The 13,205-nt window shown below is 37.1% G+C and carries 11 protein-coding genes; 3 read left to right on the top strand and 8 right to left on the bottom strand.

Annotated features, from left to right (window positions below; translation table 11 throughout):
• Window positions 1-30: 30 nt before the first annotated feature.
• Window positions 31-1,155, top strand: coding sequence for an N-acetyl-alpha-D-glucosaminyl L-malate synthase BshA (gene bshA, locus ACQ33O_RS06170; protein ID WP_430994689.1), 1,125 nt, complete (start codon window positions 31-33; stop codon window positions 1,153-1,155).
• A gap of 11 nt (window positions 1,156-1,166) precedes the next feature.
• On the opposite strand, the gene ACQ33O_RS06165 is transcribed toward bshA, so the two are convergent.
• From ACQ33O_RS06165 to porV, 5 genes are all read right to left on the bottom strand, one after another.
• Complete coding sequence (locus ACQ33O_RS06165; protein WP_430994688.1) at window positions 1,167-2,468, bottom strand: murein hydrolase activator EnvC family protein; 1,302 nt, start codon at window positions 2,466-2,468, stop codon at window positions 1,167-1,169.
• 92 nt (window positions 2,469-2,560) lie between these two features.
• Window positions 2,561-3,379: a DUF4292 domain-containing protein gene (locus ACQ33O_RS06160; RefSeq protein ID WP_430994687.1), complete on the bottom strand. Its 819-nt coding sequence runs from the start codon at window positions 3,377-3,379 to the stop codon at window positions 2,561-2,563.
• 21 nt (window positions 3,380-3,400) lie between these two features.
• The gene (dut, locus tag ACQ33O_RS06155) at window positions 3,401-3,844 is read right to left on the bottom strand and encodes a dUTP diphosphatase (protein WP_430994686.1); all 444 of its coding nucleotides are present in this window, start codon (window positions 3,842-3,844) and stop codon (window positions 3,401-3,403) included.
• A 60-nt stretch (window positions 3,845-3,904) separates the two neighbouring features.
• Window positions 3,905-4,384: a 2-C-methyl-D-erythritol 2,4-cyclodiphosphate synthase gene (ispF, locus tag ACQ33O_RS06150; RefSeq protein ID WP_430994685.1), complete on the bottom strand. Its 480-nt coding sequence runs from the start codon at window positions 4,382-4,384 to the stop codon at window positions 3,905-3,907.
• Window positions 4,385-4,494: 110 nt separating this feature from the next.
• Window positions 4,495-5,694, bottom strand: coding sequence for a type IX secretion system outer membrane channel protein PorV (gene porV, locus ACQ33O_RS06145; protein ID WP_430994684.1), 1,200 nt, complete (start codon window positions 5,692-5,694; stop codon window positions 4,495-4,497).
• Window positions 5,695-6,177: 483 nt separating this feature from the next.
• On the opposite strand from porV, the gene ACQ33O_RS06140 reads away from it, so the two are divergent.
• Both ACQ33O_RS06140 and ACQ33O_RS06135 read left to right on the top strand, forming a co-directional pair.
• Window positions 6,178-7,725 (top strand): SUMF1/EgtB/PvdO family nonheme iron enzyme, encoded by a 1,548-nt coding sequence (locus ACQ33O_RS06140; RefSeq protein ID WP_430994683.1) that lies wholly within the window; start codon window positions 6,178-6,180, stop codon window positions 7,723-7,725.
• A 93-nt stretch (window positions 7,726-7,818) separates the two neighbouring features.
• The gene (locus tag ACQ33O_RS06135) at window positions 7,819-9,102 is read left to right on the top strand and encodes a UDP-N-acetylmuramoyl-tripeptide--D-alanyl-D-alanine ligase (RefSeq protein WP_430994682.1); all 1,284 of its coding nucleotides are present in this window, start codon (window positions 7,819-7,821) and stop codon (window positions 9,100-9,102) included.
• Here ACQ33O_RS06135 and ACQ33O_RS06130 read toward each other — a convergent pair whose 3' ends face one another.
• The 3 genes from ACQ33O_RS06130 to preA form a co-directional block, all read right to left on the bottom strand.
• Complete coding sequence (locus ACQ33O_RS06130) at window positions 9,103-10,419, bottom strand: hypothetical protein (RefSeq protein WP_430994681.1); 1,317 nt, start codon at window positions 10,417-10,419, stop codon at window positions 9,103-9,105.
• 88 nt (window positions 10,420-10,507) lie between these two features.
• Complete coding sequence (locus ACQ33O_RS06125) at window positions 10,508-11,743, bottom strand: M20 family metallo-hydrolase (protein ID WP_430994680.1); 1,236 nt, start codon at window positions 11,741-11,743, stop codon at window positions 10,508-10,510.
• 135 nt (window positions 11,744-11,878) lie between these two features.
• Window positions 11,879-13,147 carry an NAD-dependent dihydropyrimidine dehydrogenase subunit PreA gene (gene preA / locus ACQ33O_RS06120; protein ID WP_430994679.1) on the bottom strand — a complete coding sequence of 423 codons (1,269 nt, stop codon included), beginning with the start codon at window positions 13,145-13,147 and terminating at the stop codon, window positions 11,879-11,881.
• Between the last annotated feature and the right edge of the window lie 58 nt (window positions 13,148-13,205).

The following is a 13,205-nucleotide window of genomic DNA, read 5'->3' as shown; positions in this document are numbered from 1 at the left end:
TGGTAAATTGCACCCTACAAAAGAATGAATATGAATATTGCGATTGTTTGCTACCCCACCTTTGGTGGTAGCGGTGTGTTAGCTACTGAATTAGGAAAAGCATTGGCCGATAAGGGTCACAGCATACATTTTATTACTTATCAGCAGCCGGTTAGATTAAGCGGTTTTCATGCGAACATTTTTTATCACGAAGTAAGGGTACCAACCTATCCTTTGTTTGACTATCCACCTTACGAAACAGCATTGGCAAGTACAATGGTGGATGTGATCACTAATCATGATATACAATTGTTACATGTGCATTATGCAATACCACATGCAGCAGCTGCATATATGGCCAAACAAATTTTATTGAAAGAAGGAAAACGCATTCCCGTGATCACAACCCTGCATGGTACCGATATTACTTTGGTGGGAAGAGATAAAACATATAGTCCGGTGGTTACTTTTTCTATGAACGAAAGTGATGTGTTGACTGCGGTATCTGATAATTTAAAAGATGAGACTTACAAAAATTTTGTGGTCACGAAAGATATTGAAGTGATACACAATTTTGTTGATGTAGATCGTTTTCACAGAAAACCCGTAGATGCATTTAAAAAATTAATTTCTCCAAATGGCGAAAAAATAATTGTGCATGCCAGTAATTTCAGAAAAGTAAAACGGGTAGATGATGTTGTAAGAACTTTTATGTTGATCAATCAAAAGATTCCTTCTAAACTTTTATTGCTTGGAGATGGCCCTGAAAGGCCTTATGTAGAAAGCATTTGCAGGGATTGTGTTTCGGCAGAAAATATTAAGTTCTTAGGTAAGCAAGAGCAAATGGAAGATATATTACCCATTGCTGATCTATTTTTATTACCAAGCGAATACGAAAGTTTCGGGTTGGCAGCTTTAGAAGCCATGGCAGCAGAAGTGCCTGTTATTTCTACCAATGCAGGCGGGTTGCCCGAGATCATAATCAACGGATACTCCGGCTACATGAGCAATGTTGGCGACATTGAAGATATGTGTAACAATGCACTGAAGATCTTTAAGGATGATGAAACCTTCAAACAGTTTAAGCACAATGCATTGATGCAGGCTAAAAAATTCGACATCGCCAACATAGTACCACAGTACGAAAAATTATACGAAAGAGTAATTAACGGATAAACGAATTATTATTATTTTAACCAGCTCTCAGGATTGACATTACTTGTTTCATTGCTGGTGATGAGATCCATAGATCCGATGCCTTCATCATTCGCAGCTACCCTTCCTAAAACCTGACCTGTACGTACCGTCTGTCCTCGAGTTACAGTTACGCCACTAAGATTGCTATAGGTACTGAAATATTTACCATGCTTGATGATAACGATCTGCATATTATCAATACTCTGAACCATGGTAACCTCACCATCAAAGATTGCTTTTACAGCAGAGCCAATATCACTACCGATGGTGATGCCGGGGTTGTTAACCTCCACATTGGTTCCTTCTAATTTTTGTCTTCCGAAATGTACCATTACATAACCTTTATCAACCGGCCACGGCAGCGAACCTCTATTGCTCTCAAAACTTGCATTCAATTTAACATCGGCTGCAGATGCAAGCAATACACTCTGCTTAACAGGAGTTGTTTTGATTTTTGGAGGCTTTGTTCCGCTGGTTGTGGTAGGAGGTTTTGTAATAGTAGCCACAACGGGAGGCTTATTAGCCGCAGCTATCCTTGCAGCTTCTGCGATTGCTTCTTTTCTTGCTCTTTCAATAGCTGCAGCAATGGCAGCACTCACTTTCGACATTTTCTTTTTCGATGCTGCAATATGTGCATTCAATTCCTTGCTCTGGCTTTGCAGTTTTGATACAGCAAGATTTTTCTGTTGTTTTTCATCTGCTAAAACTGTTAACTCTTTACTTTGTAATTCGAGTGTTTCACCTTTTTTAAGTTTTGTTCCATTTAATTCCTCAACTCTTCCACGTAAAAGATTTTGCGTACGTATAATATTCTCTCCCTGCATTTCTCTGTATGCCCTGTAACTTTTTAAATAAGCCACACGTTTAACAGCATCATTAAAACTTGAAGCTGAAAAAATAAAATTTAAAAAATCGGAATTACTTCTGTTCTTGTAAGCATACACCATACTCTTTGCATATTCCTTTTTTAAAGTATCAAGCAATAATGTAAGTTTTCTAATGTCTTTTTGAGAACGATAAATATTATTATCAAGTAAATTAATATCACGATTGATATTTTCTATCACACTGTTTTGAAGGTCGAGTTTCTTTTTGATCAATGCAAGCTCTCCTAAATTTACTTTAGTAGATTTATTGATCTTATCTAATTGCTTCTGTGTTTGCTCTATTTCTTTTTTAATATCCTGACGTTGTTTTTCAAGGTCAAGCTGCTCTTTGGTTTTAGGAGGCTGAGCCATTGTACCGGATATTGTCAGTACAACTATCAAGGCGGATAAAATGAATTTCAGCATTTGTAAAATTTAGAGTTGTTCAAAAATACTACCTCATCATTTACAATAAAGTAAAGAATAACTAACAGGCTGTGTATAATTAAAGTTAATGCTTATTTGCGTTTATAGTTCTTGGGGATGTTGAAAGAAACTGACAAATCTTTGTTAAACTCATACTGCTTATATTTAAGCTGTATATCTAATTTATTTTTTTCAGATACAGTAATTTCTCTGAAGGTAGAAAAGTTAACACCTTCTTTATTTTCATATTCATCATAGGTAATATCAGCTGTTCTGTTTCTGGTAATATCAACATCATCGAGTTTACTGTGCAACACAACATTGTTTGTATCAAGTGTGAGCAGGTGTTTGAAGTATTGTCCTACGGAAGCAAGTAAAAGCCGATCATCTGTTTTTCGATACGAAACAAGGCTATCACTCATAAAGATCGGATTACCTACCAGCAGATCTTGCAGGGTTGTAAAATCAAACGGAATAGCGGTTATTTCCTGTAAATAATCCAGAGACCGCAATTGCACTTCTTTGTTTATCTTATCAACTAAAAAAACACTGTCTTTTGTTATCAATACCCTGAAAGCCTCAATATTAAAAATAGTGGCATACATGGAAACCCAAACTACACTGTCTTTAATAATATGCACATATGCGGTTACGTTAGGTTGCTTACCTTTACTGTCTTCATACTCTACTTTTACTTTTGCGGCAAATGTTTTGTAATCGATATACTTGCTCTTGAGTGTATCCATTGTTTGTTTAACAAACAATGCAGAATCATTTACTACCGGATTGGTAATCACAACTGTTGAAGAATCCTTCTTATTAATAGCTGTCTGAATCTTTTTTGCAGAACGGCAGCTTGTAAAAAAAATGCCTGCCATTATCACTGTGGTAACTAAAAGTATATTTCTCATGTATCTATCGTTAATATAATATCAATTTTTACCTGTATGTCCAAAGCCTCCTTCGGCTCTTATACTATCGCTCAATTCTTCAACAAGCAATAACTGTGCTGTTTCTACTTTATTGATCACCATCTGAGCAATTCTGTCTCCATGACTAATGATATGTTGTTCTGCACTGAGATTTATCAGGATAACTTTTACTTCTCCTCTGTAATCGCTATCAATTGTGCCGGGTGTATTTAAACAGGTAATGCCCTGATTGATCGCTAGTCCGCTTCTCGGTCTGATCTGTGCTTCGTATCCGTGAGGTAATTCAATAAATAAACCTGTTGGTACCAAGCATCTTTGTAATGGCTCCAAAGTGATTGGGTCTTTTAAGTCAGCTCTTATATCCATTCCTGCAGAACCCGATGTTGAATAGGTCGGCAAAGGATTATCTGATCGATTGACAATTTTTATTGTTACAGTTTGCATGGTGGCAAAGGTAATGATGTAGTAAGGAATTAATGCAGTATAAAATATTTTAACAGTGTACTATATCTTTTGTAATAAGATTGTTGCATATGCCACTACGCCTTCTTCCCTGCCAACAAATCCCATCTTTTCGGTTGTGGTTGCTTTTATTGAAACATCTGTTATTTGTAACGAAAGTATATCAGCGATTACCTGTTGCATTTTTGGAACATACTCTTTTATTTTAGGTGCTTGTAAACAAAGCGTACTATCAATATTGCCTATTGAATAACCGGCTTTATTAATTAATTCAGCACTCTTTTTTAATAATATTTTGCTATCAATATTTTTTAAAGAAGGGTCCGTATCCGGAAAATGTACGCCAATATCTCCAAGGCAGGCAGCTCCAAGCATTGCATCACAAATCGCATGAAGTAATACATCTGCATCACTATGCCCTAATGCACCTTTGGTATGTGGTATCAATATGCCGCCTAACCAAAACTCTCTACCCTCAACCATTTGATGGAAATCTATGCCAAAGCCAATTCGTATATTCATTGTTTAATTGTTTATTAAGATTATTTGCAAATGTATGTATTGGTTACAAGCAATTCAATAAAAAAGGGATTGATATGAATCAATCCCTTCGTTAAAATATTTTCAGTCAATTATTTTGTTGGAGTTGCAGTAGTGGTTGTTGTTCCTCCGCTTCCGTCAAAATCAAACATCAAACTAAATCTAAGTGTATTCGATAAAGGATTACGGTTTGTACCATTACCTGAAGGCAATAAGTAAGAGAAATTCAATCCAAACATATTGTACTTTAACCCTGCTCCTAAAGTGAAGTATTTACGATTACCTTTCGTTGGGTTTTCGTAAAAATAACCAGCCCTTAGTGCGAATTGATTATTATACCAGTATTCGGCACCCGCAGATATTTGAAATTCTTTCAATTCTTCGCTAAATCCATTTGGAGCATCTCCAAATGATTTAAACCAACTGCTCACAACTCCTTGATTTCTGTATTTATCTAAATTAGCCTGATCAACAGCATCATCGCCGGTTGTAAGTGGTGGTGTTGGAACCAGTAATTTATGTACATCCAAACCAAAAGTTATTTTATTTGCCTCATCTACTACTTTAGTATAGGCTACACCTAAACCAAGGTTAGCAGGAATATAATCTTTTTGAGTAGCGTCATTTGTGTAGGATATTTTACCACCGAGGTTGGTTAAAGCCAAGCCATAATTTAAACCACTACCGTCTTCTTTTCCACTTGTATGAAACAAACTAAGGTCGGCAGCAACAGTAGAACCCGGTTTGTAAGAAGTACCGCTATTATTGGGGTCGCCGCTTGCCAAACGTGAGTTAATGTAACGCAACGCAATACCCAATCCTAATTTAGAGGATAGTTTTCTTGAATAACCGGCGTCTACCGAAAATTCACGAGGGCGGAAAGAGCCTAACTCGTTACCCAAAAAATCGGTGAACTGGATGTTACCAAGATTGAAGTATCTGATTGAAGCTGTAACAGCTTGAATATCATCTAGTTTATAATACCCTCCTGCAGTGATCAGGTTTACATCATTCAGACCAAGATCTTTTAACCAAGGAGTATAGGTAAGACAGATACCACCCGGCATAGTATTAAACGGTGTTTTGGCCAGATTCCAGAAACCTGAACTGGCATCGGGAGCTGTAGCAATGCCAACATCACCCATACCGCCACTACGAGCATCCGGAGAAATTCTCAAAAAAGGAACTGCAGAAGTAACTACATTAATAACATTGGACTGCTGTGCACTTGCCACACCTGAGGTTAAAACTAACATTAATAAGCCCGTTAGTCTTGATTTTGCTCTTTTCATGCGTATTTTTTTGTCTTAAATAAGGGTAGACATATTCTCAAATAACGTAGATGTTTTTTGTTTTAAGTGAAATAATAAATCAACCAATTTTAAAACGGAGAAACAAGATAGAACTATTTATTGATTCTCATTGTTTCGTTCCGGGTAATTTTTTCAAAAATAGCCGATTTTGGGTTAAATCCAAAAATTAAATGTGTAAAAAATACACATAATAATTATAGATATCCAAACATATAACGAAATAAGGCATTTTGTTATTGTTTGTGTTTAATAAAGACTGATTGAAAGTGGATTTCGTTGCATGGCCTCATTGCTTACAATTTTATGTTAAAATATCGTTTGCATAAATAAAAAACTTACCGTTTTCAGTAATTTCACCTAAAACATTTATATTCGCAACTGTAAAATTTGAATACAATATTTTATAAACCACTGCGTTAAGCAATAATGGCAAATCTAATGCACATGCAAAAATTAATTTCCGTGAAATCCCTAATGATTGCAGGGATTGCGGTAACAAGTCTTATCTCTTGTAAATCTAATAAGAAAGAGAAATCATCTGTGACAGGCTGGTCATACGATGACAAGAACATGGGTAATTACCATGTATCAAAAATTAAGTATCCTAAAGCCGGCCCTGGTTTGGTATTTGTACAAGGTGGTACTTTTGTAATGGGTGCTAAAGATGAGGATGTAATGGGTGACTGGAACAATGTTCCTCGTCGTGTTACAGTTCCTTCATTCTTTATTGACGAAACAGAGGTAGCCAACGTACATTACCGTGAGTACATTTACTGGTTATCCAACACATTTGATAATGATTCAACGATCATGCAAAAAGCGCTTCCAGACACACTTTGCTGGAGAGAAGAACTGGCGTATAACGAACCTTATGTAGAATATTATTTCAGATACCCATCTTATAACTACTATCCTGTAGTTGGTGTAAACTGGAGACAAGCGCATGACTTCTCTATCTGGAGAACAGACAGGGTGAATGAATTGAAATTGATACAAAAAGGATTCCTTAAAAAAGATTTTGCTAAACAAGAAATGAAACAAGGTGGTACCGGAGGCGAAGGAGGAAAATCTTTCAATACCGAAACCTACCTAATGAGCCCGGATCTTATACAAAATAAAGGCAAATCTAAAACTGCCGGTAAAGACGTAAGCGGAAAAGCTCGTACAGTAGTTAAAATGGAAGATGGTATCCTGAATATGGGCTATCGTTTACCAAGTGAAGCTGAATGGGAATATGCAGCATATGGTATCGTTGCACAAAACCCTAACCCACGTAAGAAAGAAAGTAAAAGTGGTGAAGAGTTATTGTCTAATCAACAAATTTATTCTTGGAGCAAAAACCCTAACGGATTAAGAGATAACCGCAGAGGTACATGGCAAGGTAAATTCCTGGCTAACTTTAAACGTGGTAGTGGTGATAACATGGGTGTTGCCGGTGGTTTGAATGACCGTTCTGCAATTCCTGGTAATATCAAAGCTTTCTATCCAAATGCATTTGGTTTATATAACATGAGCGGTAACGTTAGTGAGTGGGTAGCGGATGTTTATCGTCCTTTAACTCCTTCAGATGCGGAAGACTTCAACTATTTCCGTGGTAACAAATTCCAGAAGTTCTATAAAGAAAACGGGACTTTCAAAAGAGATAGCATGGGTATGTTGAAAAAAGTTGATGTAAGTGATGAAGAATCTAAAAACAGAAGAAACTACCAACACAATAACGCATTAGGCTTTATGGATGGTGATTCATTAAGTGGTTCATTCTATCAATATGGTGTTACTACTTTGATCAGCGATAGTTCAAGAGTATTCAAAGGTGGTAGCTGGAACGATAGAGCTTACTGGTTATCTCCTGGTGCTCGTAGATTCTTGGAAGAATATCAATCTTCAAGCACTATTGGTTTCCGTTGTGCTCAAACTTACTTAGGTCCACCGGAAGGCCCAGGATTTAAGGAAGGTAACATCTTCGGTAAACGCAGACAAACAAGCAAAAGAAAAACGAGTTATAAATAAATAACCGGCCGATATTTTAAAAAGCTCCCCTCAACATGTTGAGGGGAGCTTTTTATTTATAGAATATTCTGCTTTCTATCTTATTTTTGACACATGCAAATTGAAGCACTATACAAGATATTTCTTGAACACCCATCTATACAAACAGATACGAGAAAATTACAAAAAGGTGATCTGTTCTTTGCCCTGAAAGGGGAAAACTTTAACGGTAATCTGTTTGCCCAAAATGCTTTAAATGCTGGTGCCGCTTACGCAATTGTTGATGAAATAGCTGATGATAGCACGGATGCAAGATTAATTAAAGTAGCCGATGTATTGGAAACATTGCAGGCATTAGCTAAATACCACAGGCAACAATTCAATATTCCCTTTATCGCTATAACAGGAAGCAATGGTAAAACAACCAGTAAAGAATTAGTGCATCAGGTATTGTCAGCATCTTATATCACTTACACAACAAAAGGTAATCTGAATAATCATATAGGCATACCGCTTACCTTACTCTCCATAAAAAAAGATGCTGAAATAGCGGTGATAGAAATGGGGGCCAATCATCAAAAAGAAATTGAATCGTATTGCGACTATACAATGCCTACACATGGGGTCATTACTAATTGTGGCAAAGCACATCTTGAAGGTTTTGGTGGTATTGAGGGTGTAAGGAAAGGCAAAGGCGAATTGTTTGATTATTTACGAAAAAATAATGGCATAGCATTTATCATGAATGATTATGATTATTTGATTGAAATGAGTACAGGGATCAAAACAGTAAAAACTTATGGAACTGTTGATGCGGACATTATAGGCTCAGCAAATATCAGCAAAGAATTTTTAGATGTAACCATTACAAAAGGCAGTAGCATTAAAAATATACAAACCAATCTTGTTGGCGAATACAATCTTCCAAATGTATTATTGGCAGTGGCTGTTGGAAAATATTTTAAAGTTCAAGATGATAAGATCAAAATAGCGTTGGAGCATTATGTTCCATCGAACAGCAGATCGCAATTAATTGAAAGAGGGACTAATAAAATAATCTTAGATGCCTATAATGCAAACCCAACGAGCATGAAGGCAGCCATCGAAAATTTTGCGAAAATGGCTACCCCCGAAAAAGTATTGATATTGGGAGGAATGATGGAATTAGGTGAGGAAAGTATTGCAGAACACGAATCTGTGATTCGGCTAATTAATGCTTACAAATGGAAAAATGTTGTACTTGTTGGTGGCGACTTTGGGAAGATAGTTAATCCATATACAAATTTTTCTACTTCGATCGAAGCCAAAGAATGGTTTACAAAACAACATTTTGAAAATACCGGTATACTTGTAAAAGGTTCACGCAGTATGCAAATGGAGAAAGTGCTAGAAGTTTGATCATTGTAGAAGTTTCCTTCTCAATATGATCGCAGCATTCGTTTTAAGATCTGCACTAAAACGTAGTTCATATATTTTTTCGCCATCTTTTATTACCAGTAACCCTGTGTTAGGGGGTAAACTTCCAAGATTCTCTGCATACATTACAAGTGTTAAAGTATCAGGCATAGCAGACGTAATATAAATTGTTTTTCGTGTAGGCCTAGTAGATAGTCCTGCTTTTGAAAAAATAACATTCCCATTCATTAATACACTTACAGTATCACCATCTACTTCTCCGTTATCATACAAAGTCACTATCAAACTGTCGGACTCAAATTCTACCGATTGTCCGATTGATGTTTTTCTGCCGGCAATTTCTGTTGCTACTCCATTTGCCGGAGGAACAAATACCTGCACTGGGTATTCCTTTTTAACAACCGGCGGTGGTGCCTGAACTTTTTTCTCTACTACAGCTACAGGAGGTGGCGGTGCAGGAGGTTTTGCTGCAACTACTATCGGCTCCTTTTTAACAACCGGTGGCGGTGGTGCCTGAACTTTTTTCTCTACTACAGCTACGGGAGGTGGCGGTGCAGGAGGTTTTGCTGCAACAACTACCGGCTCCTTTTTAACAACCGGTGGCGGTGGTGCCTGAACTTTTTTCTCCACAACTGCTACAACAGGTGTATCGATCTTTTTTTCGTAAATAACAGCAACGGCTTCTTTAAGATTTATGATAGGTGTACGCTTTGACGCAATGATCTTATTGGGCATTTCCCTAAGCAGGCTTGCATTGAATGGTATTCCGATAGCAGGTGTAACTTCAATTTTAGCAAGATCTACTAATTCTTCAGGTTCAGGATCTCGTTTATTAAAAGACAGATCCTTATCAAGTTTTAAATTTTCAAGCTGTTTGTAAATTTCCGTTTCTCTGAAATCATCAACTTTATTTAAAACAAGACTACCATTTGCATTTCTTCCGGATTTTAATCGAACGGTTTTCCAAATACCATTGATCTCTCCCGGGCCTGTTATAGCAGTTGCATAAGTAATGCTTGTCTTTTGAATATCATTAAAACTACTATCATCAAGTACAGTAGCAATATCTTCCAATGCTATATTATTCTTTCTGAAAAGAATTTTTACTTTTTTTAGCACCGGGGCCTGACCGTTATAACTAACGTATGAGTAACCTCTTACAAAACCATTTCTTTCTGTGATAACTATTTCGAAAGGACTCTCATACTTAGTGCTGTCATTGATCAGAACACCTTTCCATACACCGGTAGTAGTTTGAGCATGCAAATTGAATGAGCTTATACAAAAAAATATAAGCATATGCATAAAAACAACGCTTCTATAAAATAGTATTTTCAAATAATTTCCTTTTGTGCAAGTTAGTAAGAAAATTATTTCGCAAAGCAGATTACTTCTTAAGTATTTGCAAAACCGTACCGTACAACACTTCTGTTCCTAAAGCCAGATCTTCGTAAGAAGAGTATTCCAACGGATTATGACTGATACCATCTCTGCTTTTAACAAAGATCATTGCATAATCGCAAACGTAAGAAAGTACTAATGCATCATGAAATGGACCGCTCATTAATTCAGGGGCTTCCAAATTTAATTTATCGCATTCATCTTTGATGATTGCTTTGATCCAATCAGCACAATAGCGTGGTTCGCTGTTTGTATCTTCAGATATAGTATAAGTAAGTTGATGTTTTTTTGTGATGGCTTCTATTTTATCCAGCAATTGTTTTTCGTAACGATGTCTGCGTTCAAGATCAATATCACGAAGATCTAAGGTTAATGTTACTTCTTCAGGAATGATATTTCTTGATGCAGGAAAAACATTGAGTGTGCCAACTGTTCCTACCGTTGGTGCTCCGGGGATCTGTGTGGCAATTTCATTTAAAGCAATAATAACTTCTGCAGCACCCACCAATGCATCTTTACGCATGTGCATTGGTACAGAGCCTGCATGACCGGCCATGCCTTTTAATTTTAGTGTTTGCCATAATGGCCCTGAGATACCTGATACAATGCCGATTGGTTTATTAGCAACATCTAATACCGGCCCTTGTTCAATATGTAGTTCCAAAAAGCAAAAAACACTTCCGGGTTTGTATTCATCTTCTTTTGATTTGGTTGGATCACATCCAAAATCTATCAATGCTTGCCGACGAGAAATACCGTCTTTATCTTTTCTTTCAATATCATCCGGATCCAATCTTCCAAACATTCCTTTGGAGCCATATAAACCTTTATTAAAACGCCAACCTTCTTCATCTGCAAAAGAAACGACTTCAATACTCCTTTCTGGAGTGATATTATTTTCTGATAATGTTTTTACAACTTCAATTGCACATAGCACACCTGCTACCCCATCAAATCTTCCACCATAAGGTTGAGAATCTAAATGAGAGCCCATCATTAATACAGGTAATTCAGGATTCTTCCCTTCTAATCTTCCGATCAAATTTCCAAAATTATCGATACGTGTTTTCATGCCGGCTTCTTCCATCCATGAAGCAGCAATTTTAAATCCTTCTTTTTCTGTTGGAGAATGTGCAGGACGATTGGTACCGGTTTCACCGATCTTACCAATGAGACTCATTGCTTCAAAATGTTGTTGAAGGCGAGTTGCGTTAATTTTCATAAATCAAATTTTAAAAAAGGTCGACTAGCAGTAGAAGCTGGTCGACCTTAAGAGAAAAGTTCAATATTGGTATGCCGTACAAGTGAGTGACACAACTATGCTTAATAGTAGCACTACAGCTTGTTACAAAAAATATTAATGATCATTTAAAGGACGACCTTCTTCCTGCCACATTTTCCAGTTCACGTAATCCGGCGCTACTCTATGTTCTACCATGGTGATACAATCGTCAACTGGGCACATTAACTGACAAAGATTACAGCCAACGCACTCTTCTTCTTTGATGGTGTATTTATTATAAGGCTTGCCAAATTCTAAATTGATAGATTGATGAGATGTGTCTTCGCAAGCGATATAACACAAACCACAGTGAATACATTTATCCTGGTTGATATTGGCAATGTGGTGATAGTTGATATCAAGATCTTCCCAATGCGTTATTTTTTCAACTGATTTTCCGATGAAGTCATCCAATTTTTTGTAGCCTTTTTCATCCATCCAGTTATTCAAGCCTTCGCACATATCTTCTACAATTCTAAAACCATGTTTCATTGCAGCCGTACATACTTGTACGTTAGATGCACCTAATAGCATGAACTCTACAGCATCTTTCCAAGTACTAACGCCACCTATACCCGAAATCGGCACTTTAGAAGTAATTGGATCCTGGCTGATGGTAGTCAACATTTTTAAAGCAATTGGTTTTACTGCAGGACCGCAATAACCACCAAAAACTGACTTGCCCGCTACATAAGGGTTTGGCACAAGTGTATCCAAGTTAATTCCGGTAACAGATTGTATAGTATTGATCAAAGACAATGCATTACTACCTGCCTGCACACATTTAATTCCTGTAGGTACTGGAGAGTGCACGTTTGGTGTAAGTTTGGTAATAACCGGGATTGTTGCTTTTTCCATCACCCATTCTACTACCATGCCGGCAATTTCAGGATCTTGTCCTACAGCCGCACCCATACCACGTTCTGTCATACCATGAGGGCAACCGAAGTTCAATTCAAAACCCATGGCGCCGGCATCTTCACATTTCTTAATTAACTCATGCCATGCAGTACGGTTATTATCAGCCATCAGAGAAACGATCATTGCTCTATCGGGGAACATTTTTACCACTTCAGTAATTTCTCTAAGATTTATATCCAAAGGACGATCACTGATCAACTCAATATTATTAAAGCCCATTACTCGTCCGCCGTTAAAATTAACCGCAGAGTAACGTGAAGAAACATTCTTTACCTGGCTACCCAAGGTTTTCCATACTACGCCACCCCAGCCTGCTTCGAAAGCACGAACTACATTTATTTTTTTATCTGTTGGTGGTGCACTCGCTAACCAAAATGGGTTTGGAGATTTGATACCGAGGAAATTTGATGATATATCTGCCATAAATTAATATTTGCCCCTATCCCCTAAAGGGGAACTAGAGTGTTAAAGTTTTTAGTTT

The sequence above is a fragment of the Ferruginibacter sp. SUN002 genome, assembly GCF_050611725.1.
In the GTDB taxonomy this organism is placed as follows: domain Bacteria; phylum Bacteroidota; class Bacteroidia; order Chitinophagales; family Chitinophagaceae; genus Ferruginibacter.
The sequence above is the reverse complement of the archived record's forward strand: the minus strand, read 5'-3'. Positions and strand labels throughout refer to the sequence as shown.